The sequence below is a fragment of the Curtobacterium sp. UNCCL17 genome (assembly GCF_000686685.1).
Lineage (GTDB): Bacteria > Actinomycetota > Actinomycetes > Actinomycetales > Microbacteriaceae > Curtobacterium > Curtobacterium flaccumfaciens.
Genome location: NZ_KK366002.1, coordinates 575,740 through 600,222, shown reverse-complemented (window position 1 = coordinate 600,222; position 24,483 = coordinate 575,740). Strand labels below are relative to the sequence as shown.

At 71.5% G+C, this 24,483-nt stretch carries 26 protein-coding genes; 11 read left to right on the top strand and 15 right to left on the bottom strand.

The features are described from left to right. Positions 1-81: 81 nt before the first annotated feature. Positions 82-756, top strand: coding sequence for an HAD hydrolase-like protein (locus BR70_RS0116730; protein ID WP_027466992.1), 675 nt, complete (start codon positions 82-84; stop codon positions 754-756). Then, positions 753-2,033: an MFS transporter gene (locus BR70_RS0116725; RefSeq protein WP_027466991.1), complete on the top strand. Its 1,281-nt coding sequence runs from the start codon at positions 753-755 to the stop codon at positions 2,031-2,033. Before BR70_RS0116730 ends, BR70_RS0116725 begins: the two co-directional genes overlap by 4 nt. Before the next feature lie 34 nt (positions 2,034-2,067). Here BR70_RS0116725 and BR70_RS0116720 read toward each other — a convergent pair whose 3' ends face one another. Both BR70_RS0116720 and BR70_RS0116715 read right to left on the bottom strand, forming a co-directional pair. Beyond that, positions 2,068-2,901, bottom strand: a complete 834-nt coding sequence (locus BR70_RS0116720; RefSeq protein WP_027466990.1) for an SDR family oxidoreductase — start codon at positions 2,899-2,901, stop codon at positions 2,068-2,070. A 40-nt stretch (positions 2,902-2,941) separates the two neighbouring features. Further along, entirely contained in the window at positions 2,942-3,583 is a 642-nt protein-coding gene (locus BR70_RS0116715; RefSeq protein WP_027466989.1) for a nucleoside/nucleotide kinase family protein, read from the bottom strand. Positions 3,584-3,637: 54 nt separating this feature from the next. On the opposite strand from BR70_RS0116715, the gene BR70_RS0116710 reads away from it, so the two are divergent. Both BR70_RS0116710 and BR70_RS0116705 read left to right on the top strand, forming a co-directional pair. Next, the gene (locus BR70_RS0116710; RefSeq protein WP_027466988.1) at positions 3,638-4,006 is read left to right on the top strand and encodes a VOC family protein; all 369 of its coding nucleotides are present in this window, start codon (positions 3,638-3,640) and stop codon (positions 4,004-4,006) included. A gap of 74 nt (positions 4,007-4,080) precedes the next feature. Next, the gene (locus tag BR70_RS0116705; RefSeq protein WP_027466987.1) at positions 4,081-4,269 is read left to right on the top strand and encodes a hypothetical protein; all 189 of its coding nucleotides are present in this window, start codon (positions 4,081-4,083) and stop codon (positions 4,267-4,269) included. Between the two features lie 79 nt (positions 4,270-4,348). On the opposite strand, the gene BR70_RS0116700 is transcribed toward BR70_RS0116705, so the two are convergent. The 4 genes from BR70_RS0116700 to BR70_RS0116685 form a co-directional block, all read right to left on the bottom strand. Continuing rightward, the gene (locus tag BR70_RS0116700) at positions 4,349-4,789 is read right to left on the bottom strand and encodes an NUDIX hydrolase (RefSeq protein ID WP_027466986.1); all 441 of its coding nucleotides are present in this window, start codon (positions 4,787-4,789) and stop codon (positions 4,349-4,351) included. Between the two features lie 473 nt (positions 4,790-5,262). After that, a complete protein-coding gene (locus BR70_RS22605) occupies positions 5,263-5,853 on the bottom strand; it encodes a TetR/AcrR family transcriptional regulator (protein ID WP_027466985.1) in 591 nt (196 codons plus the stop codon). Positions 5,854-5,930: 77 nt separating this feature from the next. Beyond that, positions 5,931-7,253 carry a carboxylesterase family protein gene (locus BR70_RS0116690; protein WP_027466984.1) on the bottom strand — a complete coding sequence of 441 codons (1,323 nt, stop codon included), beginning with the start codon at positions 7,251-7,253 and terminating at the stop codon, positions 5,931-5,933. Between the two features lie 112 nt (positions 7,254-7,365). Next, entirely contained in the window at positions 7,366-8,664 is a 1,299-nt protein-coding gene (locus tag BR70_RS0116685; protein WP_051597042.1) for an MFS transporter, read from the bottom strand. 250 nt (positions 8,665-8,914) lie between these two features. Here BR70_RS0116685 and BR70_RS0116680 point away from each other — a divergent pair, with 250 nt between their 5' ends. Both BR70_RS0116680 and BR70_RS0116675 read left to right on the top strand, forming a co-directional pair. Next, a complete protein-coding gene (locus tag BR70_RS0116680; protein WP_027466982.1) occupies positions 8,915-9,715 on the top strand; it encodes a sugar phosphate isomerase/epimerase family protein in 801 nt (266 codons plus the stop codon). Next, positions 9,712-10,827: a Gfo/Idh/MocA family protein gene (locus tag BR70_RS0116675; RefSeq protein WP_027466981.1), complete on the top strand. Its 1,116-nt coding sequence runs from the start codon at positions 9,712-9,714 to the stop codon at positions 10,825-10,827. Before BR70_RS0116680 ends, BR70_RS0116675 begins: the two co-directional genes overlap by 4 nt. 142 nt (positions 10,828-10,969) lie before the next feature. Here BR70_RS0116675 and glgX read toward each other — a convergent pair whose 3' ends face one another. From glgX to BR70_RS21480, 5 genes are all read right to left on the bottom strand, one after another. Further along, complete coding sequence (gene glgX / locus BR70_RS0116670) at positions 10,970-12,988, bottom strand: glycogen debranching protein GlgX (RefSeq protein ID WP_027466980.1); 2,019 nt, start codon at positions 12,986-12,988, stop codon at positions 10,970-10,972. A gap of 60 nt (positions 12,989-13,048) precedes the next feature. Then, on the bottom strand, positions 13,049-13,663 hold the full coding sequence (locus tag BR70_RS0116665) for a TetR/AcrR family transcriptional regulator (protein ID WP_027466979.1): 615 nt from the start codon (positions 13,661-13,663) through the stop codon (positions 13,049-13,051). A 134-nt stretch (positions 13,664-13,797) separates the two neighbouring features. Beyond that, positions 13,798-14,334, bottom strand: a complete 537-nt coding sequence (locus BR70_RS21485; protein ID WP_051597041.1) for a MarR family winged helix-turn-helix transcriptional regulator — start codon at positions 14,332-14,334, stop codon at positions 13,798-13,800. 18 nt (positions 14,335-14,352) lie between these two features. Further along, entirely contained in the window at positions 14,353-14,535 is a 183-nt protein-coding gene (locus BR70_RS0116655) for a hypothetical protein (RefSeq protein ID WP_027466978.1), read from the bottom strand. A gap of 70 nt (positions 14,536-14,605) precedes the next feature. Beyond that, on the bottom strand, positions 14,606-15,067 hold the full coding sequence (locus BR70_RS21480; protein WP_051597040.1) for a MarR family winged helix-turn-helix transcriptional regulator: 462 nt from the start codon (positions 15,065-15,067) through the stop codon (positions 14,606-14,608). 50 nt (positions 15,068-15,117) lie between these two features. Between BR70_RS21480 and BR70_RS0116645 the strand changes: the two genes are divergently transcribed. Next, positions 15,118-15,852 carry an alpha/beta fold hydrolase gene (locus BR70_RS0116645; RefSeq protein WP_027466977.1) on the top strand — a complete coding sequence of 245 codons (735 nt, stop codon included), beginning with the start codon at positions 15,118-15,120 and terminating at the stop codon, positions 15,850-15,852. A gap of 49 nt (positions 15,853-15,901) precedes the next feature. Here BR70_RS0116645 and BR70_RS0116640 read toward each other — a convergent pair whose 3' ends face one another. From BR70_RS0116640 to BR70_RS0116630, 3 genes are read right to left on the bottom strand one after another with little or no spacing between them, the layout of a single operon-like run. After that, positions 15,902-16,462 (bottom strand): hypothetical protein, encoded by a 561-nt coding sequence (locus BR70_RS0116640; protein ID WP_027466976.1) that lies wholly within the window; start codon positions 16,460-16,462, stop codon positions 15,902-15,904. 1 nt (position 16,463) lies between these two features. Then, positions 16,464-18,497, bottom strand: a complete 2,034-nt coding sequence (locus BR70_RS0116635) for a primary-amine oxidase (RefSeq protein WP_027466975.1) — start codon at positions 18,495-18,497, stop codon at positions 16,464-16,466. Between the two features lie 49 nt (positions 18,498-18,546). Next, complete coding sequence (locus BR70_RS0116630) at positions 18,547-20,040, bottom strand: APC family permease (protein WP_027466974.1); 1,494 nt, start codon at positions 20,038-20,040, stop codon at positions 18,547-18,549. 193 nt (positions 20,041-20,233) lie between these two features. Between BR70_RS0116630 and BR70_RS21475 the strand changes: the two genes are divergently transcribed. The 4 genes from BR70_RS21475 to BR70_RS0116610 all read left to right on the top strand — a co-directional run bounded on the left by BR70_RS21475 (position 20,234) and on the right by BR70_RS0116610 (position 23,292). Further along, positions 20,234-21,751, top strand: a complete 1,518-nt coding sequence (locus BR70_RS21475; protein ID WP_051597039.1) for an APC family permease — start codon at positions 20,234-20,236, stop codon at positions 21,749-21,751. Continuing rightward, complete coding sequence (locus tag BR70_RS0116620) at positions 21,748-22,401, top strand: helix-turn-helix domain-containing protein (RefSeq protein ID WP_027466973.1); 654 nt, start codon at positions 21,748-21,750, stop codon at positions 22,399-22,401. Before BR70_RS21475 ends, BR70_RS0116620 begins: the two co-directional genes overlap by 4 nt. A gap of 109 nt (positions 22,402-22,510) precedes the next feature. Then, positions 22,511-22,954 carry an Hsp20/alpha crystallin family protein gene (locus BR70_RS0116615; protein ID WP_027466972.1) on the top strand — a complete coding sequence of 148 codons (444 nt, stop codon included), beginning with the start codon at positions 22,511-22,513 and terminating at the stop codon, positions 22,952-22,954. 11 nt (positions 22,955-22,965) lie between these two features. Then, a complete protein-coding gene (locus tag BR70_RS0116610; protein WP_027466971.1) occupies positions 22,966-23,292 on the top strand; it encodes a hypothetical protein in 327 nt (108 codons plus the stop codon). 81 nt (positions 23,293-23,373) lie between these two features. Here BR70_RS0116610 and BR70_RS0116605 read toward each other — a convergent pair whose 3' ends face one another. Further along, complete coding sequence (locus BR70_RS0116605) at positions 23,374-24,255, bottom strand: manganese catalase (protein ID WP_027466970.1); 882 nt, start codon at positions 24,253-24,255, stop codon at positions 23,374-23,376. Between the last annotated feature and the right edge of the window lie 228 nt (positions 24,256-24,483).

The following is a 24,483-nucleotide window of genomic DNA, read 5'->3' as shown; positions in this document are numbered from 1 at the left end:
CTGGAGGCACGGCACACCCCCGCCCCGCCGCCGACGGATCCCGGATGGTCGCCGCCACGGCCCGGCTAGGGTGGACAGGACATGACCAGCCCGTTCTCCGCCATCCTGTTCGACCTCGACGGCACCATCAGCGACTCCGCGCCGGGCATCCTCGAGAGCCTGACGCACACCTTCCGCACCGTCGGCGTCCCGGTGCCGGACCACGACACCCTGATGTCGTTCGTGGGCCCGCCGATCATGGACACGTTCCGGGTCGCGATGGGCATGGACGAGGAGCTCGCCGACCGCACCCTCGCCGTCTACCGCGAGCACTACTTCTCGCACGGGGCGCTCGACTCCGAGATGTTCCCGGACATCGACGTCGTGCTGCGCACCCTGCACCAGGCGGGGCTGCCGATCTCGACGGCGACGAGCAAGCCGGAGACCCCGGCGACCTACATCCTCGAGCACTACGGGCTCACCGGGGACATCGACATCATCACGGGCGCGAGCGACGACGAGGTGCGGTCGAGCAAGGCCGACGTCGTCGAAGAGGCACTGCGACGACTCGAGGCCCACGGCTTCGACACCAGCCGCCCGGTGCTGATCGGCGACCGGAAGCACGACGTCGAGGGCGCGACCGTGCACGGCGTCCCGGTCGTCTTCGCCGAGTGGGGCTACGGCTCCCCCGACGAGGCCGAGGGCACCATCGCCCGCGCCGCCACCCCGCTCGACCTGCTGCCGATCCTGCTGCCGTCCGCGACGCCGTCCGCATGAGCGGCGACGTCGTCCGGCGGGGGCTCCGCGGTGCCGCCTGGCTGCTGCCGGCGGCCATCGTCCTGATCGCACTGAACTTCCGCGGCCCGATCGTCGCGACCGCCCCGGTCATCAGCGACGTCCGCGCCGACCTCGGCCTGACCGCGACGATCGCCGGGCTGCTGACGACGATCCCGGTGCTGTGCTTCGCCCTCGCGACGCCGTTCGCCAGCTGGGTCATCGCGAAGGCGGACCCCGAGCGCGCCGTGTCCCTGTCGCTCGTCATCGTGCTCGCCGGCACCGTGGTGCGCTCGATGCCCTCGTCGGCGGCGCTGCTGATCGGCACCGCGGTCATCGGCATCGGCATCACGATCGGCAACGTGGTGATCCCGGTGGTCATCCGGCGGGACACCTCGCCGGAACGCGTCGGCCTGGTCACCGGCGTGTACACGTCGGCGCTCAACGTCGGGTCGATGATCACGTCGCTCGGCACCGCTCCCCTGGCCGCCCTGTGGGGCTGGCCGGTCGCGATCGCGATCTGGGCGGTCTTCGCACTCATCGCCGCCGCTGCCTGGACCTACGCGGTCGGCGCTCGGGACGCCTGGCGTCGCCCGCTGCCGTCCGAGCGGGACGAACCGCTGCCCGTCACCGGCCCCATCGACCAGGTGCTCGACACCGGGGCGATCCGGACCGCCCGCGCCGCCGAGGCCGCACGGGTCGCCGCCGCCGAGCCCATCCGACCGGCACGACGGCTCATCACCTGGGGCCTGACGTTCGCCTTCGGCGGTCAGGCGTTCTCGTACTACGCCCTCACCGCGTGGATCCCGACGCTGCTGCACGACGAGATCGGCTTCTCGAAGGCGTCGTCGGGCGCGAGCTCGTCGGTGTTCCAGATCCTGGCCGTCGTGGGGGCGCTCGGTGTCCCGCTGCTCGCGACCCGGTGGCGTCCGGCGGCGATCATCGCCCTGGTCGGCACGCTGTGGCTGGCGATGCCGCTCGGGCTGCTGTTCGCCCCGGAGCTCTGGTTGCTGTGGTCGGTGCTCGGCGGTGCGGCCCAGGGTGGCGGCATCACCGTGATCTTCATCGTGATCGTGCGGATCGTCTCGAGCGACGCCGACGCCCGCCGGATGTCCGCGTTCGTGCAGGGCGGCGGGTACCTGCTCGGGTCGGCCGGGCCGCTCGTCGCCGGTGCCCTGCACGGTGCGACGGGGACCTGGACGGCACCGCTGCTCGTCGTGCTCGTCGCGGTGCTCACCCTCGGCGTCGTCGGGACGTTCGCCGCGCGACGGGTGTCCTGACCGAGGACGTCGGCACGGGCGCCGCGCGCGCGGATCAGCCCGCGGCGAGCACCTCGCGCAGGGACATCGGCGGACGGCCGGTGATGCGTTCGACGTCGCCGGACACGTGCGCGAGCGCCCCCTCGGCGATGGCCGTGTAGGTGCTCACCCAGGCGTCGGCCTGCCACGGCTCCGGGTTCCACCGCGCACGTGATGCGTACGCCTCGTCCAGGGTCTCCGGGTGGTAGCTGACCGTGCGGCCGCGGACCTCGGACACGATCGCCGCCGCCTGGGCGAGGGTGATCGCCTCGGGGCCGGTCAGCTCGTACGTCTGGTCGCGGTGGGCGTCCGGGTCGTGCAGCACCGCGGTCGCGACACGGGCGACGTCGGCGCGGGCGACCGCGGCCATGGCACCGTCGCCGGCCGGGCCGCGGATCACGCCGTCCTCGCCGACCAGGTCCTCGACGAAGTCCAGGTAGAAGCTGTCGCGCAGGAACGTGAACGCCATCCCGCTCTCGCGGATCGCCTGCTCCGTCGCCCAGTGGTCGCGTCCGAGCGTGAAGGTCGCGTCGGGAGCCGCGCCGAGGAACGACGTGTAGACGACGTGCCGCACGCCCGCGTCGGCCGCCGCGGCGACGAACGCCCGGTGCTGGTCGAGGCGGTCCTGGGCCTCGGCCGCTGAGACCATGAGCAGCACCTCGACGCCCTGCAGCGCCGCTCGACTTGCGTCGGCGTCGGCGAAGGTCGCGACGGCGACCTCGGTGCCCGGAAGCTCCGGCGCACGCGAGGCGTCGCGCACGAGCATCCGGAACGGCACGGCGTCCGCGGCGAGTGCCGCGCTCACGGCGCCCCCGATGTTGCCGGTCGCTCCGGTGATGGCGATGGTCATGGTCGCTCCTCGTGTCGTGTCGCGTGGTGGTGGTCGGTGGTCACGTCCACACCGTCCTGGAGGCCCGGATCACCGTGGGCGCGACCCTCGCGGCGTTCACGCCGTCCACCTCCACCGCCCACGCGCGGGCGGCGTCGTGGTCGCGGCCGTGCCGCATGTGCCGGCCGACCAGGCGGTCGAGCCGCACGTCGTCGGCGACGGCGCAGAACCAGGTCTCGGTGAAGAGCGCCGGCAGCGCCGACCACGGAGCGGTGTCGTCGAGCAGGTAGTTGCCCTCGGACACCACGAGTCGGGCTGCGCGGGGCACCGCGATGCTGCCGGCGACGGGTTCGTCCACGCGACGGTCGAAGTCCGGTGCCCACACCACGTCCTCGGCGGCGGCGACGAGTCGGCGGACGAGCGCGACGTACCCGTCGGCGTCGAAGGTGTCCGCCGCGCCCTTGCGGTCGTGCCGGCCGAGGGCGTCGAGCGCCGCGTTCGACAGGTGGAAGCCGTCCATCGGGACCTGCACCGCGGTGCCCGCACCCAGGCGGTCGTCGACGGCGGTGACGATGCGGCGGGCGAGCGTGGACTTGCCGGCGCCCGGTGCTCCGGCGATCCCGAGCACGGTGCGGTGGCTCGAACGGGCCAGTTCGACGGCGCGCTCGACGGCCTGGTCGACGGTCGTGCCGGAGTCGCTCACGGCTTCATCCTCGCAGAGCGCACCGACGCCGGACCGCAGTGGTTCACTTGCCGCATGGTCGATGCGACGAAGGCGTTCAGCGGGTTCTCGGTGCGCGACGTGTCCGAGGCGAAGGCGTTCTACGAGGACGTCCTGGGGGTCGAGGTCACCGAGGACCACGGCATGCTCTTCCTGCAGCTCGGCGGCGGACACCAGGTGCTCGTCTACCCGAAGGGGCCGGGTCACGAACCGGCGGCCTTCACGGTGCTGAACTTCCCGGTGCCGGACATCGACGCCGCGGTCGACGAACTCACCGCGAAGGGCGTCGTGTTCCTGCAGTACGAGGGGATGACCGACGACCGGGGTGTGAACCGGAAGGGCGGCCCGCTCATCGCCTGGTTCACCGACCCGTCGGGCAACGTCCTCAGCGTCATCGAGGAGTGAACATGTTGTATTCCGAAAGCTCGCGTCGGCGCTGCTGATCGTCCTACCGTCCTCTCACCGACGAGAGGACGGCCATGACGAAGGTGCTGGGACGGCAATGGACCCGCGAGGAACTCCTCGCCGAGCACGAACGCGTCCGCGCAGAGTGGAACCTGGACGAGCGGGAGTTCGCGCCGACCGAGCAGTGGCGCGACCTGTTCACCGACGAGTACCTCACGCAGAACTGGCTTGACAGCATCTCCGCCCTGCTGGGTGAGCGATGAACGATCAGGCCGAGTCGGCGGCGCAGCAACCGGCCGACGTCCCATCGCAGTTCGCCGTCCTGACGGCCGGGTGATGCGATCAGCGGGACAGGGCACCCGCCCAGCCGAGGGCGATCGGCACGAGCAGGCCGTGGCGGTGGTGCGGGAGCTCGGCGACGGGGATCCACCGTGACTCGTCGGTCGAGCCGTCGAGCTCGTGCCGCAGGGCTCCCCCGGTGATGGTCGCCCGGAACACCACCTGCACGGCCTTCATCGGCCGGCCGTTGGCGTGGATGCGGCGTTCCGCGGGGACGATGTGGTGCCGGACCCCGAGCAGGGCACCGGCCTGGGCCTCGTACCCGGTCTCCTCGCGGATCTCCCGCACGACGGCCTGCTCGACGGTCTCGTCGAACTCGACCCCGCCGCCCGGCAGCGTCCACGTGCCCGCATCGGGGTGGCGCAGCTTCGCCAGGAGCACACGGTCACCGTCCGTGATCACGCCGTAGGCGGCGAGCCGGGTGTCGTAGTCCGTGTACTCCATGGGCCGACCATGCCAGGTGGGTGCACCGACGTCTGCCAGCCGCGCCGGGCCTCCAGGCCGTGGACCGGGGTGGGGCGGACGCTCCACCAGCCCGCCGACCGGTCACGACCCCCGCGTCCCGCACGCCGAGCGGTCACCGACCGTCGGCCCCGCCGCCCGCGAACGACGGAACGTGACCACGCGAGGCAGCCCGCGCGGTGTGTCGCGACCACCCCGCGGGCCGGGAGGCGCGAGTCGCCGCCGCCACGGGCCTCCCGGCCGTCCGGCGTGCCACCGGGACGTCCACGCCGACGCGCGGTCAGGACACCCCGATGGCTGCCCGCCGAGCGGTCACGAACCGTTGCTTGCGGCACCGCCAGACGCCGCAACACGACCACGCGACGCTGCACGCGCGGGGAGTCGTGACCGCTCGCCGCTCGAGGCCCCGGGCCCGCATGGTGCCGACCGGACCCGACGTGGTCGCCCGACCCGGATCAGGCGTCGACGCGTGCCGCCGCCCAGCCCACGCGCATCCGGGCGACCGCCCGGTCGAAGGCGCTGAGCGGTTCCCCGTCGTCCCGGATGACGGACTGCAGCTGGAGCCCCTCGTACAGCGCCATGAGCTGCTCGGCGGCGTGCCGGGGCGAGGCGCCACGGGACTCCCGGCCAGCGACGACGTCACGGACCAGGGCGAGGGTGACGTCCTCGAACGCCCGCGTGTACTGCGCGCGGAACCACCCGGCGGCGGGGTGGTCGGGGTTCGAGGCGGCGCTGAGCACCGCGACCCGGAGCCGCACGAGGGCCGGGTCCTCGACGCCCGCGGCGAGCCGGGCTCGCAGGTAGGCGACCGTGCCGTCCCGCTCCGCGATCGGCCAGAGCTGGCGCCGGCTGCCGTTGTTCCACTTGTCCATGACCGCGACCACCAGGAGTTCCCACGTCGGGTACGCCCGATGGAACTCGTCGGCGGTGACCCCGGCGTGCTCGGCGACCTCGTCGGGCCCGACACGGTGGAAGTCCCCGGCTCGGTAGGCACTGATCGCCCCGGCGACGATGCGTGCGCGGAGGTCGACGTCGGTCGTGGGCATGCTGACGATTGTGCGGGGCCGGTCAGCGGCCCGCGACCGCCAGTTCAGGGGGCGCGGCCACCGTCACCCGCTCTGGGTCAGCCGCGGTCGAACGTCAGCGTTTCGTCGTCGGGGGCCCGGACCTCGCCGGTGCGGGCGAAGTCGACCCAGATCGCCCGGAAGGCCCGGCCGCGGCGCTCGACCTCGGGCCAGTCGCGTTCGGGGACGAACCGGGTGCCGGCCCAGGCCTCGCGGCCACCGAGCAGCAGCGGCAGGTCGCTCATGTGCACGGCTCCGGTCGGGGCGCTCGTGACACCGCGGTGCAGTCGGTACGAGGTCGCGCGGCCGCCGGCGCGTCGGTGCCGTTCGGTGAACCGTCGGGCGTCGCGTCCGTAGATGACGTCGGACAGCGGACGGACGACCCACCACCGCAGGGCCGACCGCAGCACCCGCGACCGGGTGACCCGACGCAGGCCGGGCACGAGCGGCACGTACATGCCGGCCTCGTCCGAACCGGACCCGATCAGGACGTCGACGTCGGGCGCGACCCGGCTCCACGCGGCGTCGAGGTCACGCTCGGCGGGCAGCGGCGCGAACCCGTACTGGGTGCCGAACGGCATGCCGGCGGCGAGTCCGTACGGCGCGGCGGCCCGGGTACCGAGTGCCTGCCGGTCGAGCAGGTCTTCGAGCGGGGTGTCGGCGTGCACGGTGCCGACCGCCCGGACCATCGCGCGGTTCATCCGGGCCCGACGACGGGACAGCCCGAGCGGCGCGCTCTGGATGATCGCGCGGCGGAAGAGCCCTTCGGCACCGGCACTGATCATCAGGTGCGCGGCCGCGTCCCCGCCGGCCGACTGCCCGAAGACGGTGACCAGGTCGGGGTCGCCGCCGAACGGCGCGATGTTCGCGCGCACCCAGCGGAGCGACTCGACCAGATCGAGGAGCCCGAGGTTGGCCGGGATCTTCTCGCCGTCACCGAGGAACCCGAGCACGCCGAGCCGGAACGTGACCGACACCACGATGACGCGCTGCTCGGTCACCAGGTCGCGCGCGTCGTAGATCGGCAGGTCGCCGCCGCCGATGACGTACGAGCCGCCGTGGATCCAGACCATCACGGGCAGCTGTTCGCCCGGCCGGACGTCGGCGGGCAGCGTGATCGAGAGTCGCTGGCAGTGCTCGTCGACCTCGATGCCCTGGATCGGGTTGAGCAGCAGGTCGACGAACTCCTCGTGCGGCTGCGGTGCGACCGGCGACGGGGTGGACGCGTGCAGCTCTCCCGCGAACGGTGGCATCGGTTGCGGCGGAGCGAACCGTTCGGCCTGCGCGTACGGGATCCCGAGCACCCGCACCACGTCGCCGTCGACCGTCCCGACGATGCGGCCGGCGGGGGTGTCGAACGGGGCAGGCGTGGCGTCGAGCATGTGGGTCACGCTATCGGGGCCCGCTGACGCAACCAGGCAGACGGACGGGAGGCCCGTGGCGGCGTCGCCACGGGCCTCCAGTCCGTCTCCTGGTCGCGTTGCGCGACGGGCGCTACCGCACCCGCTTGATGGGGATCACGACGAGTGCGCCGATGATGGCGATCGCGCCGGCGGCCCAGCACATGAGCGTGTAGTTGTCGGCGGCGTCCCCGGACCCGATCTTCAGGAAGAACAGGGCGACGGCCGGGGCGAGCGACTGCGGCAGCGCGTTGGCGATGTTGATGACGCCGAGGTCCTTGCCGGGACGGTCCGCGTTCGGCAGGACGTCGACGACGAGTGCGGTGTCGATCGCGGAGTAGATGCCGTAGGCGAAGCCCATGATGACCTCGGCGACGTAGAAGCCGTTGACCGTGTCGGCGTGCGCCAGCACGATGAGTCCGACCGCGAACATCGCCGTGGAGCCACCGACGAACACCTTGCGGCGACCGAGCTTGTCCGAGGCCCAGCCGGACAGCGCCGCACTGACCAGCAGCGCGATCGTGTAGAGCAGGACACCGAAGGCGACGGCGGCCGTCGCCTCCTTCGCGCTCTCGATGCCGAGGTGCTGCTCCATGTAGAGCAGGCGGTACGTCGTGAACATGAAGGTCGCGAAGATGATGAGGAAGCGCGACCACCACGCGAACGCGAAGTCCGGGTTCTTGACCGGGTTCGTCCAGAACGACGCGATGAGGTTCAGGAACGTGAACTTCTTGAGCTTGTAGGTGGGCAGGTCGTCCCGCGCGACGACGGCGTACACGGCGACCAGGATGATCGCCAGGATGCCGGGCGCGATGAACAGCACGGGCAGGTTCGCGACGAAGAAGACCGACAGGTAGGTGCCGGCGAGCACGGCGATGTTCTGCGCGAGCGCGATGATGCTCGAGGACCGGCCACGCTGCAGCTGCGGCACGTTGTCGGCGAAGCTCGCGAGCAGGGTGGCGAGCGTGGCGTTCGCGGCGAGCTGGGCGAGCAGCCAGGCCAGCGTCAGGTTGAGGACGTCCGGCGAGTAGGCGATCCAGGCGAGGGCGATCGCGAAGACCACGACACCGCTGAGCAGCCAGGGGCGACGACGGCCCCAGCGCGTGCGGGTGCGGTCGGACAGGGCACCCGCGAGGGGGTTCATGATGAGCGCACCGAACGCGCCGATCGGCAGCACCGAGCCGATGACGTTCGCAGCGTCGTCGCCGACCAGGGCCTGCGCCTTGAGCTGCATGCTCACGTAGACGGGCGCCATGAGCGCGACGAAGAGGCCGAACTGCCCGAGGAACAGGGCGATCTGGTAGCCGATGCCCACCTTGACCGTGCTGACGGGCTGGGTGATGCCCTCTTCCGGGTTGAGCAGTGCCGGGCTGCCGGGTTCGGGTGTGCTCATGACGCCTCCTTGAGTCGATGAAAACCTTGCCTGACAAGGTTTTTCCGACGCGAGCATACATCGACACGTGTTGTCTGCAACACCGGTCGCGTCGCAGGCCGTGATGCGCGGGCCATCCAGGCCGCGTCACACGGGGCAGCAAAAACTACACACCGGGTGGTTTTTGGGGTAGCGTCGTCATCGATCTCGCCGCGGAGCATCGCTCCTCGACGGGCCGCGACACCCAGACAGGATCGAAGGAGCCTCTGCAATGCCCACCACTTCTGTGCAGCTGTACTCGCTGCGCGACGCCATCGCCGAAGACCTCGACAAGGCCATCGCCCGTGTCGCCGAGATCGGGTACGAGAACGTCGAGCCCTACGCGTTCGTCGAGCGCGCCACCGACCTCGAGCGTGCGTTCGCGGCCACCGGCCTCAAGGCTCCGTCCGGCCACGTCGCCGTGATCGACGCCGAGGACACCGCGCCGATCTGGGACGCCGCCGAGCGCCTCGGCATCCGCACCGTCATCGACCCGTTCATCCCGACCGACCGCTGGCAGACCGCCGACGACGTCGCGAAGATCGCCGAGCGCGTCAACGAGCTGACCGCCGAGGCCGCCGGCCGTGGCCTGCAGTTCGGGTACCACAACCACCAGTGGGAGTTCACGAACAAGGTCGACGGCCGCACCGTCTACGACCTGTTCGTGTCACAGCTGTCGCCGGAGACCGTCCTCGAGGTCGACACCTTCTGGGCGACCGTCGGTGGCGCCGACGCCCCCGCCGTGCTCAAGGGCCTGGGCGACCGTGTCGTCGCGATCCACGTCAAGGACGGCAAGGTCGACGGTGACATCCGCACCGCGCTGCCCTCGTCCGAGAGCGCCCTCATCGTGCCCGAGGCGCTGCAGCGCGCCTTCGAGAACCAGACGCCGGCCGGTCAGGGCGACGTCGACGTGACCGCGATCCTCGCCGCCGCACCGCAGGCGATCCGTGTGGTCGAGTTCGACGCGTACAAGGGCGACGTCTTCGAGGGCATCACCGAGTCCCTCGCCTGGCTCAAGGACAACGACAAGTGAGCCGTGTCGGGATCGGCATCATCGGTGCCGGCAACATCTCCACCCAGTACCTCGAGAACCTGACCAAGTTCGCCGACGTCGAGGTCCGCTTCGTCGCCGACGTGCTGCTCGAGCGTGCCGCCGAGCAGGCGGCGGCGTACGGCGTCGCCTCGTCGGGATCGGTCGAGGAGCTCCTCGCCCGCGACGACATCTCGATCGTGATCAACCTGACGATCCCGGCCGCACACGCCGAGGTCGACCAGCAGATCATCGACGCCGGCAAGCACGTCTGGAGCGAGAAGCCGATCGCGACCGACCACGCGTCGGCCGCCGCGGTGCTCGAGTCGGCGAAGGCCAAGGGCCTGCGTGTCGCGACCGCTCCGGACACCGTGCTCGGCGCGGGCATCCAGACGGCGCTCCGGGCCATCGCCCGCGGTGACATCGGCGAGCCGCTGTCCGCGACGACGCTGTTCCACGTCCCCGGACCCGAGGCGTGGCACCCGAACCCGGACTTCCTGTTCGCCACCGGTGCCGGCCCCCTGTTCGACATGGGCCCGTACTACGTGACGACCCTGGTGCACGCGTTCGGCACCGCCTCGCGCGTGCAGGCCGTCTCGTCGAAGTCGCTCGACCGTCGCACGATCGCGTCCGGCCCCCGCGCCGGCGAGACGTTCCCGGTCGAGGTCCCGACGCACCACGCGGCCCTGATCGAGTTCGCCGGCGGGCAGTCCGCCCAGTCGACGTTCTCGTTCCAGCACGCCCTGCCGCGCATGGGCTTCGTCGAGATCAACGGCACGCTCGGCACGATCTCGCTGCCGGACCCGAACACGTTCGAGGGCTCGTCGCAGCTCTGGCGCTACGGGCAGGACGAGCCCGAGACGCTCGAGGCCGTCGGCTCCACCTGGGGTCGTGGCACCGGTGTCGTCGAGCTCGCCCGCGCCATCGCCGAGGACCGCCCCGAGCGTGCCTCCGGCGCCGTCGCGCTGCACGTGCTCGACGTGCTGCTCGGCATCCGTGACGCCGCCGAGTCGGGTTCCGCCGTCGACATCACGTCGACCGTGGACGCGATCCCGCCGCTCCCCGAGGACTTCGACCCCGCGGCAGCCGTGCTGACCGCGGGCGCGAACGCCTAGGAGCACCCAGGAGCGCCGCGCGCACCACTTCGTGAGCAGCAATGGTCGGGTCCCGAACGGGGACCCGACCATTGCTGCTCACCAAGCGAAGACCACGACACGAGCGACGATCACGACGCCCCCGCGCGAACGAACGCGCCCGTCAGACCAGCGCGGTGAAGGACGCGTCGCGCACGAGCAGCGTCGCCGCGTCGCCCACCACGGCCTGGTCGGGGTCGCTCGACAGCCCGAGGGACCAGCTGCCCCCACCCGGACGCTCCGGCAGCGTGAACTCGACCGTGGTGTCCGACGCGTTCAGCAGCACGGCCACGGTGTCGTCGCCCTGGTGCAGCACGAGCGTCACGGCCCGGTTGCCGCCGTCCGCCCAGTCGCTGTCCTCGAACCCGGCGGCGTCGGCACGGAGCACGGTCACCGTCGACTCCGAGTCACCCGGCGCGGTGCGGAACCACTCCGGGCGCAGGGCCTGGTGCCGCCGACGGAACGCGATGGCCGCCGTGGTGAAGGCGAGCAGGTCCTGGTCGGCGGCGGCCCAGTCGAACCACGAGATCTCGTCGTCCTGGCAGTACGCGTTGTTGTTGCCGCCCTGTGACCGGGCGAGCTCGTCACCACCCAGGATCATCGGCACGCCGGCGGAGAGCAGCAGGGTGCCGAGGAAGTTGCGGCGCTGCCGGTCGCGGTAGTCGTTCACCGCGCCGTCGTCGGTCGGCCCCTCGATGCCGCCGTTGAACGAGGTGTTGTCGCTCTCGCCGTCGTTGTTGTCCTCGCCGTTCGCCTCGTTGTGCTTGTCGGCGTACATCGTCAGGTCGGCCAGGGTGAAACCGTCGTGGGCGGTCACGAAGTCGATCGAGCACAGCGGGGAGCGCCGCGAGCCCTCGTAGACGTCCGGGCTGCCCAGGACCCGCTGCACGGCGTCGCCGAGGGCGCCCTCGTCGCCGCGCCAGAAAGCCCGCAGGTCGTCGCGGTACTTGCCGTTCCACTCGGACCAGTCGGCCGGGAACCCGCCGACCTGGTAGCCGGCGGTGTCCCACGGCTCGGCGATCATCTTGACCTCGCGCAGCACGGGGTCCTGGTGGATGATGTCGAGGAACGCGGAGTGCTTCTCGGCCTCGCCGTCCTGGCGGGTGAGCGTCGTGGCCAGGTCGAACCGGAAGCCGTCGACGTGCATCTCCTCGACCCAGTAGCGGAGCGAGTCCATGATGAGTCCGAGGGCCGCCGGGTGCCCGACGTTCAGGCTGTTGCCGGTGCCGGTGGTGTCGAAGTAGTTCGCCTCGTCACCCTCGACCAGCCGGTAGTACGACTGGTTGTCGATCCCCTTGAAGGACAGCGTCGGGCCCATGTGGTTGCCCTCGGCGGTGTGGTTGTAGACGACGTCCATGATGACCTCGAGCCCCGCGGCGTGCAGGGCCTTCACCATCTCCTTGAACTCGGCGACCTGCTGCCCGGCGGTGCCTGCGGACGAGTACTCGTCGTGCGGCGCGAAGAAGCCGATGCTGTTGTAGCCCCAGTAGTTGCGGAGGCCCTTGTCGAGGAGCGTCGAGTCCTGCACGAACTGGTGCGTCGGCAGCAGCTCCACCGCGGTGACGCCGAGGTCGGTGAGGTGCTTGATCGCTGCCGGGTGGGCCATGCCGGCGTAGGTGCCGCGGATCTCCTCGGGGACGTCCGGGTGCTGCTTCGTGAAGCCCTTGACGTGCACCTCGTACACGACGGTGTCGGCGAGCGGGGTCCGCAGCAGGGTGTCACCGTCCCAGTCGAAGGATCGGTCGGCGACGACCGACTTGGGCATCGCGCTGGCCGAGTCGGTCTCGTCGATCTGCTCGGGCTCGTCCATGTCGTGACCGAAGAGCGCCTGGCCCCACTCGTAGGTGCCGTCGACGGCGGTGGCGTAGGGGTCGAGCAGGAGCTTCGCGCCGTTGTGGCGGAGGCCGTTCGCCGGGTCCCACGCGCCGTGCACACGGAAGCCGTAGCGGGTGCCGACCCTCACGCCGGGGACGACGTCGTGGAAGGTGTAGCCGGTGCGGTTGCGGAGCTCGGTGCGGTGCTCGGTGCCGTCGTCGTCGAAGGTGCAGAACTCGACCCGCTCGGCGGTGCTCGAGAACAGGGCGACGTTGGCGCCCCCGTCGACGAGCGTGACGCCGAGCGGGGTGCGCGTGGAAGTGGTCATGCTGCCCTTCTACCGGCCGGTCGCTGTGCCACCGGCGGTCTGGGCGTACCCCGTGGCCGCTCAGCGCACCGGCGGGACCAGTTGCTCGAGCAGCCGCAGCACCCGCTCGCCGTCGACGGCGTCCGGGTCGAGCAGCCACTGGACCTGCAGCCCGTCGGATGCCGCGATGCTCAGGCTCGCCAGGTCGACCGGGTCCAGGTCGGCGCGGATCCGGCCACTCGCCTGGTCCGCCTCGATCAGTTCGGCGAGTTCGGCGCGCAGCCGGGCGAAGCGTTCACGCATGAAGTCGCGTGTGGCCGGGTGGCCCTCCTGCACGGCGTCGGCCGCGAGGGTCGTGTACAGCTGCACCAGCCCCGGCACGGCCCGGTTGCGCGATGCGCTCTCGCGCATGTCGCCGATCGCCGACTTCATCCGGTCGGGCGCGCCCTGCTCGCGGACCTCGTGCTCCCGGTAGACGGCGAGCAGCAGTTCGTCGCGGCTCGGGAAGTAGTGGCGGAGTGCCGCGTGCGTGATCCCGAGGGCCTCGGCCACCGAGCGGAGCGACGACGCGTCGACCCCCTGCTCCGCGACCATGCGGATCATCTCGTCGAGGATCTGCGTGCGCCGCTCAGCGCCCTTGCGGTACCCGCCGCGGCGCGGCTGGGCCGCGTCGGCGTCGTCCGCGGGGTGGGTCATGCACCCAACTTACCGCTGGAAGGTTTTCTCGCCACCGTCCGGACTGGAGGCCCGTGGCGGGCGCACCACGGGCCTCCCGTCCGTATCGGGGTCGCGTCACACCCGCCGGGTCGCGTCAGCCGGGCGCGCTCGCGTCAGTCCTGGTCGTCGACCGTGTACTCGTCGACCGGCGCGGGCGTGCCCGCAGCGAGCGCGTCGACGATCTTCGTGAGCGAGTCGGCGAGGACGGCGTTGTCCGCGTCGGGGAGTTGCTCGAGCACGTCGACGACGGCCGCGTGGAAGCGCGCGTACGAGGCGTCGATCTTCTCGGCGGCTTGGGCGGTCGGGGCGAGTACCTGCGCACGACGGTCGGTGGGGTGCGCCGTGCGCGACAGCAGGCCCTTCTGCACGAGCCCGTCGACGATCTTGGTGACCGAGGCGTTCGAGACGGCGAGCATCACGGCGAGGTCCTTCGGGCCCATCGTCCGGCCGTCCCGGTGCGCCTGGAGCATGTACCGGACGGCGAGGAACTCGTTCTTCGACAGGCCGCTCTCGATGCGGGCGGACTCGATCTGCTGGTCCTCGGCGTGCTGCAGGCGCAGCAGCGCGTCGACGGCGGTCTTCGCGACCCCGGACTCGGGTTCGCGGGCGTAGAGGTGGACGTGCTCTCGACGGACGACGGTCAACGGCATGGGGTCATGCGCTCCTTGCTAAACGGCAGGCGTGCTGAAGAAGTCCGCGTAGGACGGTTCGGGACGACCGGCGAGCAGCGAGGGGTCCTGGATGCGCCGCTCGACGTACGCGTCGATGATCGCCGGGTCGGTGAGACCGACGCGCGTGTGGCTGCCACCGATCCGTGCCGTCCGAGGCATCCCGGAGTACGTGCTGTGCATGTCCTGTCCCGCCCTTCTTGCTTGCCGTGTGTCCCCTGCGGACGCCTGAACTCTTTCACGAAGTGAACGATCAGTTCAACGAACCATTCGCACTGTGTACGTTTTGCGCGCCGAACGGTTCGGCGGCATCCGTCAGGGTCGTCAGGAGCTGCAGGAGCGCCGCCCGTCGCGGCTCGTCGAGGGGTGCGAACAGGGAGTCGAGCACCCCCTCGGCGATGCGGTGCCCCTCGTCGAGCACCCGCCGCCCGTCCTCGGTGACGGTGTGCTCGATCCGGCGGCCGCGTCCGGCGGTCCGGGTGATGAGACCACGGTCGAGCATCCGGTTCGCGAGGGTGCCGAAGGCCTGGTCGCTCTGGAACGTCGCGACGGCGAGGTCGTGCCCGGAGGCGCGGGGCATCCGGTCGATCGCGCGCAGGGCGTCCCACTGCACGAGCGTCACGCCGAGGTCGCGCAGGGCGGCGTCCATCGTGCGGTGGTTGCGGTACTGCGCCCGCTTGACGGCGTGGCCCAGGGCTTCGAGGTCGGTCGGCATGGTGCTACGGTATCAACACTCGTACATAAACATGTTGATACGGAGAACCCATGACCGACACCCGAACCCACACCGCGCTCGTCCTGCACGGCGGCGGCGGCCCCCGGACCGTCGCGCCGATCGTCGCGCACCTCGCACCCGCCTTCCACGTCGTCGCCCCCACGCACCCCGGGTGGGACGGCACCCCGCGCCCCGATGGGATCGACTCCGTCCCGGCCCTGGCGACCGCGTACCTCGAGCAGCTCGTCGCCACCGGGGAGCAGGACGTCGTGGTGGTCGGGTCCTCCATCGGCGGCTGGATCGCCCTCGAGATGGCCGTGCAGGCAGCTGCCGACGACCGGTTCGCCGGGGTCGTCGGCACCGTCCTCGACATCGACGGCGTGGGTGCGGTGGTCGAGGGCGAACCGATCGCCGACTTCTTCGCCCTCGATGCCCGCGGGCTGGCCGAGGTCGCCTGGCACGATCCCGAGCGGGGGTACCAGGACCCGGCGTCCGTCACAGAGGAACAGCGCGCGGTGCAGCGGTCGAACGGGCAGACCATGGCGGTCGTCGCCGGCCGCTCGATGAGCGACCCGACGCTGCTCGGTCGGCTCGGTGCCGTGCGGGTGCCGACGCTCGTGGTGTTCGGCGCGAGCGACCGGGTCGTGACCCCGGCGTACGGTCGCGCGGTGGCGGCGGCCGTGCCGGGTGCGGTGTTCGCCGAGGTCCCGGCGGCCGGGCACCTGCCCCACCTCGAGGCCCCCGACGCGACGTGGGCGGTCATCGACCCGTTCCTGGCGCGCTGAGCAGGACGGACCGCCACCGGCACGCGGCACCCGGCGACCGGCGAGCGCCTCAGACCATCGCCGCGGACATCACCGCGACCGCGACACCCATCGCCAGGGTCTCGACCAGCGGCAGCGCACGTGATCGTCGCCGGACGCCGTCACGGAGCATGTGGACAGTGAGCACCAGGTACCCGAGGGTCAACCCGCCGAGCACCACCTGCCACGTCACCGCGACCACCCCGAGGTGCTGGTGCATCCCCGCGGCGCCGGCGTCGTGCGCCATGCCGACTCCCGTCGCACCCATCACCAGCAGGCCCAGGGCAGCGTGCAGCCGCCCGTACCGGCCGTGCGCCGAGGCCGCGCCGGGCGGCTGAGCCGACCCGCGCCTCCAGGCGGACGTGGACTGCAACCGGTGCACCCCGGCGACCACCACGGCGAGGAACGCGAGCACCAGGAACCACAGGACACCCGGCAGGACCCGGGGTCCGAACGCTCCGTCGACCATCGCCGCCACCATCGCGACCGCGGCGACGACGTCGACCGCACGGCCGGGGCGCCAGGCCCCGACCGTGCAGCAGGCCCCGGCCGACGCCGGCACGATGGCCGCGAGCCCGAGCAGGTCGGTCACGTCAGTGCCCGTCCCCGTGGTCGTGCCCGTGGTCGTGCTGGTGCTCGGCTGCGTCGTGTGCGGCCTCGACGGCGCCGGAGACGTGGTGCGAGCAGTGCGACCCGGCCGACGCCCCGATCGACGCCGGCACGTTCAGGGCCGGGTTCCGCGGGAAGAACCCGTACGGCTTGAGCGTGAACTTGGCGTAGTCGACGGGCATGACGGGCCAGTCCTCGGGCCGGGGGAAGTGCGTGGGACCGAAGGTGTGCCACAGCACGATGTCCTCGCCGTCGAGCGGACGGTCCCCCTGCACGTACCGGGCGACGCCGTCCCCGCCGGGGTTCTGGTGCACGAAGTCACCGGCGGCGAAGCGCTCGGCCGGGTCGTACTGCGTCACGTACAGGTGCTTCCGCGCGAACTCGGCGCGTGCGGCCACCGACGACGAGTCGTCCGCGAGCAGCACCGGAGCGTCCTGCGGGTACAGCACGTACCCGGTCGGGCGGTCGAGGTGGTTGCGCTCCTCGGTGTTCGAGATGAACCACGTCCGGGCCTTCGACGCGTCGGCGAGACGGCCGGAGGTGGACTCGGACGACAGACGGGTGACCGACTTCGTGAACGCGTTGCCGTGCTCGTTGCCCGGGCCGACCGGGACCCGGACGGCGTCGACCTCGTCCACCGCGTTCGACAGCCCGTCGACCATCATGTCCAGCCGTGCCGAGAACAGGTGCTGGTGGTACGGGGCGCCGAGGCCGGGCGCGACCTCGGAGGCGTACGGGTAGTCCGCACCGGACTCCGTCCGACCCGGGTACGACGAGGTGAAGAGGACTCCGGTGAGCTTCGCCTCGCACTCGATCGTGCCGTCGAGGTACAGGTACCAGTAGAACCCGTAGTCGTAGTTGCCGACGGTGGTGAAGAACGAGATCACCAGCCGACGGGAGCGCCGGACCTCCTGCGACCCGGTGTAGATGTCCCCGTGCTTCCACAGCGTGCCGAAGTCCTCCTCGTGCATGCAGATGCCGTTCCGGATGGTCTGCGGGTTGCCGAGCTCGTCCGCCAGGACGGCGTCGAAGTACTTGATCTCGCCGACGCAGTCGCAACCGAGCTCGAGCGAGTTGGTGAAGCGTCCGAACAGGTACTCGCCGGTGTCGAAGTAGTTCTGCCAGAACCGCACCGGCGACGGGTCGCCGTAGGGCACGAGCATCTCGTCGATCGAGGCCCGGTAGACGATCGGCCGCAGCCGCGCACCGTCCTGCCACGACAGCTGCCGGAGCACGAGCCCCTCTCGGGCGTCGAACCCGACCTGGAACCGCCAGTTCGCCCACTCGACGAACTCGCCGTCGACCGAGAACGACGGCCCCTCGGGCTGCGTGATGACGATCGGCTTGAGGTCGAGCGGTTCGCCCTGCACCGCCGGGTCGTCGAAGTTGCCGGACGTGGCGGGCACGGGCATCTCCGCGACGTCCACGATGCGGGTCACCGCGCGGTTGGCGGCGTCGACGTACACGGACAGGCCGTCCACGGGGTGCGCCCAGACGTGGTCGGCGGGGTGGTCCTGGCGGAAGGCGAGCACGCGGAGGATCCGGCGCCCCTCCTCCTCGGGGTAGTCGTAGTACCCGGCCGACAGCGGGACGCACTTCACCTCGTCCGGCGTCAGGCCGCGCTTCGCCAGGGCGGCGACCCAGCGCTCGTCCGCGTTCGCGATCTCGCCGACGGCGTCGAACTCCTCGATGAGGACGGGCAGCTGTCCACGGGACCCGTCGAGCACGTCGGTGGACAGGACGATCCGGTCGGTGATCGAGACGACGCCGTCGGTGGAGCGTCCGGTCGCCATGTCGAGGAGCATCACGCGGGCACGGCGGTCCGGCAGGGGACCGTCGCCGGCCTGCCAGGCCAGGACCTGCTGCTTGTGCGGCTCGTCGAGGCCGACGTAGACGAAGCGCGTGGTGTCGGTCCAGTCCGGCTGCGCCGTGACGACGTCGCGGACGGCGGTGAACTCGTCGGGGCTCAGGTTCGCGAGCGGGTGGGTGGTGGCGGTGACGGGATCGGTGAGGGTCATGCTGGTGGTTCCTTCGGTTCGGTCTGGAGGCGCGGGTCGGGTGGGTCGGTCAGCCGTCGCTGGCGAGACGGTCGAGCATCTGGTCGTAGCGGCGGCGGTCGCGCCGTCGCAGCACCACGGCCTGCAGCACGCCGACGGCGGGCACGACCACGACGAGGCCGGTGAGCACGGTGCTGACGACACCGAAGACGCTCGCTCCGGAACCGTCGACGTCACCGACGAGCGTCGGGAAGTTCGCCCAGATCAGGACGGCCGAGGCGACGAGCCCGACGAACCCCAGGACCGGGGCGATGACGGTGTTCCAGATGCGGCGGTCGGCGCGGTTCCGGCGGAAGTAGACGATGACGGCGAGGCTCGTCGCGGCCATCAGGATCGCCACGCCCAGGGTGGCGACCCCGGCGAACCAGCTGAAGACCTGCAGGACCGGGTCGAGGCCGAGGACGGCGAACAGGACCATGAGCACGGCGGCGGTGACGGTCTGCACGACGCTCGAGGTGTGCGGCGACTCGTGCTTGCGGTGCACGGTGCCGAGACGACCGGGCAGGAGCGAGGCGTTCGCCATCGAGTGCTGGTACCGGGTGATGACGTTGTGGAAGGACAGGACGCAGGCGAACATGCTCGTGAGCAGCAGCACGTTCATCACGGCCTCGCCCGCGGTGCCGATGTACCGCGCCGCCGTGGTGAGGATGAGCGCGCCCGGGTCCTTCGCGGCCTCGGCGAGCACGCCGTCCGGACCCCAGGCCATCACGAGTCCCCACGACGCCAGCGTGTAGAACACCCCGATGCCGATGACGGCGGTGTAGGTGGCCCGTGGGATCGTGCGCTCCGGGTCCTTCGCCTCGTCGCGGAAGATCGCGGTGGCCTCGAACCCGATGAACGCCGCGATCGCGAACATGAGGCCGACGCCGGGTGAGCCGGACATGACGTGGGTCGGTTCGAACGGCGCGAGCGAGAGCCCGTCGGCACCGCCGCGGAACACGATCGCGGCGACCAGGACGAGCACGATCCCGACCTCGCCGACGAGCAGGACGCCGAGGACCTTGCTCGACAGGTCGATGTGCCGGTAGCCGAGCACCCCGACGAGCGCCACGACGACCAGGGACCACACGTACCAGGGGATGTCCGGCCCACCGAGGCCCGTGACGGTCACCCCGAGCAGGTACCCGATGTAGCCGTGCACGCTGACCTGGATCGTCGTGTAGGTCAGCAGCGCCAGGGTGGCCGCTCCCGCACCGGCCGGACGACCGAGCCCGTGGCCCACGAACGTGAAGAAGGCGCCGGGTCGTGGCAGGTGCCGGGTCATCGCCGCCAGACCCACCGAGAACAGCAGCAGGATCACGGCGGACGCGGCGTAGAGCGACGGGAACCCGACGCCGTTGCCGAGCAGCATGCCCAGCGGGGCGGCACCGCCGACGACGGTGAGCGGGGCGGCGGCCGCGACGACCATGAACACGATCGCGGTGACGCCGAGCGAGCCGCGCATGGTCCGCTGCGGTGCGGGTACGGCTCCGAGTGACGCGGGGTCCTTCGTGATGCTGGACATCGTGGCCTTCCGGTTCGGGTGACTGGGTCGGGGTGGGACCACGGTCCCGCGCTGGGGTTGCGCCCCCGTTCCACGGGTGTGAAACCCGCACGCACCCGAATGGGACGGCCCGGGCGAGGCGTCTCATTTGCCCGAGACCACCGCGAAACACGACCGAGACACCGGGGCAACGCAGCCCCCGTACCGTTGCCGCATGACCGCGCTCGACCGTGCCATCGCCGACCCGCCACGGGTGCCGGGCATCGGCACGCGCTCCCCCGTCGACGGGCTGTCCCGGCGGAGCATCGGCCCGGTCGACGTGCTGGCGCAGTCGGTGTCCGCGGTCGCACCGTCGGCGGCGGCCACCACGATCCCGGTGCTGGTCGCGACCGTCGCCGGGCAGGGCGCGACGTGGTCCCTGCTCGCCGCGATGGCGCTGTCGTTCCTGGTCGGACGCACCGTGAACCAGTTCGTCCGACGCGTGGCGGGCACCGGCTCGCTCTACACCTACGTCTCGCTCGGCCTGGGGCCGGCGGCCGGTGTGGTCGCGGGCGCCGCACTGCTGCTCGGCTACGGGTTCATCGCGATGTTCTCGCTCACCGGCAGCGGCTACTACCTCGACTACCTGCTGTCCCGGTTCGTCCCGACGGCCGGCACCGGCTCCCTGGTCACGGTCGTGGTGATCACCGCCATGGGTGCCGCGGTGTTCGCCGTCATCGCCCTCGGGGTCCGGTTGTCCACGCGCCTCACCCTGCTCGTCGAGACCCTGTCCGTCGCCGTCATCGTCGTGCTGATCGTCGCCCTGGTCGCACGGCTGCAGCCCGTCGACACGTCCGCCCTCGCACTCGGCCCGACCGCACCGGCGCCCTTCGCGGTGGGCACGGCGCTCGCGGTCACCGCCTTCGTCGGGTTCGAGAGCGCGTCGGTGCTCGGTGTGGAGGCCCGGCGTCCGTTCCAGGCGATCCCCCGCGCGATCTCGTGGACCGTCCTGGTCGCGGGCGTGCTCTACGTCGTGAGCGCTGCCGCCCAGCAGACCGGGTTCGCCGCGATCGGCGCCGACCTCGCCACGAGCGCGTCGCCGGTCAACGAGCTCGCCACGGCCTTCGGCATGCAGTGGGTCGGGTGGGCGCTCGACCTCGGGATCGCCGCCTCGTTCGCCGCGTGCGCGATCGCCTCGACGACGGCGCTCGTCCGGGTGCTGTTCGCGATGGGCCGTGAAGGGGTGCTGCCGGCCGCCCTCGGGCGGGCGTCGCCCCGGTTCCGGACACCCTTCGTCGCGGGGGTGCTGGCATGCTCGGTGCTGACCGCGCTGCCGGTCCTCGGGCTCCTCACCGGCATCCCGACCTGGTCCCTGATGGAGGCCGAACTCGTCGTCGCGGCACTCGGGTACCTGACGGCGTACGCGATGACGTGCTTCGCGGCTCCGGTGTTCCTGCGACGCATCGGCGAGCTGACGACCGGGGTGGCGACCACCGCGGTGACGACCGGTGTCCTGCTCACCGCCGTGCTGCTCACCTACGCCGGGGTCGAGGCCGCATCGCCCCGGTGGCCGGCCGTCGTCCTCGCCGTCGGGGCGGTCACCGCGGTCGTCGTCGCGTTCCTGGTGGCGACCCGTCGGCGACCCTGGCGACGGGGTCGGAGCCGGGCGGTGTACGACGTGCCGGTCGAGGCGGACCTGCTGGGCGCCTCCCGGTCGTCCGCCGGACCCGGCCACGGGACGGGGGTGCGGTGAGCGAACCCGGTCTCCGCGCGCGGCAGCCGAAGGCGATCCAGAACGCCCTCGCGGTGCTCGAGGCGGTCGCGCACGCCGGGCCCGGCGTCACCGCCCAGCAGATCTCGGACGCGCTCGGGATGCCGCGGGCGACCACCTACCGGCTCATCACGCTGCTCGTGGAGGACGAGTACCTGGTGCGGCTGCCGGACCTGCGTGGCTTCGCACTGGGGCACAAGGTCTCGGAGCTCGCCGGTGTCGCCCCGGCCGCGGCCCCGTTTGTCCCACCACTCCCCCGCGCCGTCCGGTCCGTGCTGTCCGACGTGCGCTCGGCAGTCCGCGCCGGGGTGCACCTGGCCCGGTACGACGCCGACGGGATCTGCGACGTCGACGTCGACCCGGACTTCCCGCTCCTCGACGCGACCGCCCTGCGATCGGCACCCGGGTCGAGCGCGATGGGGCGGCTGCACGCGGCCGGCGGCGCCTCGGCGTCGCAGGTCGGTGCCTTCGTGCGGGGTTTCGGGTGCCTGGCACTGCCCGTCCGCGGCGAGCGCGGTGAGCTCGTGGCGGGGCTGACGTTGTCCGCGCCCGCGGCCCGGGTGGAGTCGCCCGGCGAGGCCCTGGTGCACCTGCGGACGGCGGTCGCGCGGCTCGAGCCCCTGCTCGGCTGAGTTCTCGGCGTCCTCCGAGCGATCTCTTGGCACTCATCAGGGTCGAGTGCTAAAACGGTGGCAGTTGAGTCGAGGGGACTCAACGAGAACCACGAAGGAGTTGATTTCGATGACGATGAACTTCGACCCGTTCCGCGAGCTCGACCGACTCGCGGGTTCGCTCCTCGGCACCGCAGCCGGTCCGCGCTCGATGCCGATGGACCTGTACCGCACCGGGGACCACTACGTCCTCGACGTCGACCTGCCCGGCATCGACCCGGGCTCCGTCGACATCGACGTGGACGGCTCCGTCCTGACCATCCGCGCCGAGCGCACCCTGGGCGCCCCCGAGGGCTCGCAGTGGCTCACGCGCGAGCGCCAGCCCGGCACGTTCGTCCGGCAGCTGACGCTCGGCGACGGCCTCGACGCCGAGCGCATCACCGCCGGGTACGACAACGGCGTGCTGAGCGTCACGATCCCCGTCAAGGAGTCCGCGAAGCCGCGCAAGATCGCCGTCACCGTCGGTGGCGCGTCCGAGCAGCTCGCGGTCGGTTCCGGCGCCGCCGCCGAGTGAGGAGCTGAGCGATGACGTCCGTCCTGCTGAACGCGGTGGTCGCGGTCCTCGTCGTCACCGCGGCGCTCGCGCTGACGAGCCTGGACCGGCGCACCGCCGTGCTCCTCGGGGCGACCGGCAGCCTGACCGGCACGTTCCTGACCTGGGTCGCCGTGCCCCGGCTGTTCGAGCAGTCGCTCCTGGCGCCCTGGGTCGCGGCGGTCCTCGGCACGGCCCTGCTGATCGCGGGGTGGAGCGCGGTCCGCGCCTACTCGGGCATCTTCGAGGCACCCCGCGACGAAGAACCCGAGACGGGGGCGCTGATGACCGTGGGCGGGCCCGCCCCGTCGGTGCGGTGACCACCTGACGGACAGGAGGCCCGGTGCACGTCGTGCGCCGGGCCTCCTGTCATCCGTGGGTCGCGTGGGCGACCGTCGGGACTACTCCTTGTTCAGCTTGTCCTGCACCAGGCCTGCCGTCTTCTCGACGACGTTCGGCAGCTCGGTGGTGCCGTAGAGCCGGACGTCGGGGTGCGTGGGCGGGGGCATCGGGACCGAGGTGGTCGGGCCGTCGTGGTACGAGTACTCGCCCTTGCCGTCGAACGAGGGGCCGCTCGCCCACGGGCCGTTCTTCGCCTCGGCACCGTCGGAGAAGTTGAGGTACTGGTAGTTGACCTCCTGGTTCTCCTTCGACTGCGGGAAGTTGCTCGGCACGGGGAAGCCCTCGACGCCCTTCTCGCGCAGCTCGGCGGCAGCGGTCGCCCACATGTTCTGGTGCATGGTGTCGCGGGCGATGAGGAAGGACAGCAGGTCCCGCACGCCGTGGTCGTCGGTCATGTGGTAGAGCCGGGCGGCCTGCACACGACCCTGCATCTCGGCGTTCTCGTTCGCCGTGAAGTCGGCGAGCAGGTTGCCGCTGGCGGTGATGTACGAGCCCTGCCAGGGGTTGCCGTTGCTGTCCACCGGACGGGCGCCCGCACCGGCGACGATCGCGTGCTGGACGTCGGTGCCGCCGACGATCGCGGCGACCGTGGGGTCGTCCTGCAGCGCGTCCTCGGTGATGCCGAGCGGGGACTTCTCGAGCAGCTGCGCGATCATCGTCGCGAGCATCTCGACGTGGCCCATCTCCTCGGCGCCGATGCCGAACACCATGTCGCGGTACTTGCCGGGGATGTGCATGTTCCACGCCTGGAACTGGTACTGCAGCGCGACGGAGATCTCTCCGTACTGGCCGCCGAGCACCTCCTGCAGCTTGCGGGCGTAGATCGCGTCGGGCTTGTCGGGCGTTGCCGTGAACTGGAGTTCCTGCTTGTGGAAGTACAAATCGTGCTCCTTCGTGTCGATCGAGCGATTGCACGGCCGATGGTTCGCCGGGGGCACTGAGCAGCCGTCCAAGGTGGCCGGATCACGCAGAGGGTGTCCCGGATGCGCCGTTCGACGGATCGGGGTCCACCGTCGGCTTCACCCGGCAGGACGAGTCCCTTCGGTCGACCGCCCGATGCCCTCGGCCGTCCGGTTGCGCAGGCTGGGAGCATGCAGACCTCGACCAAG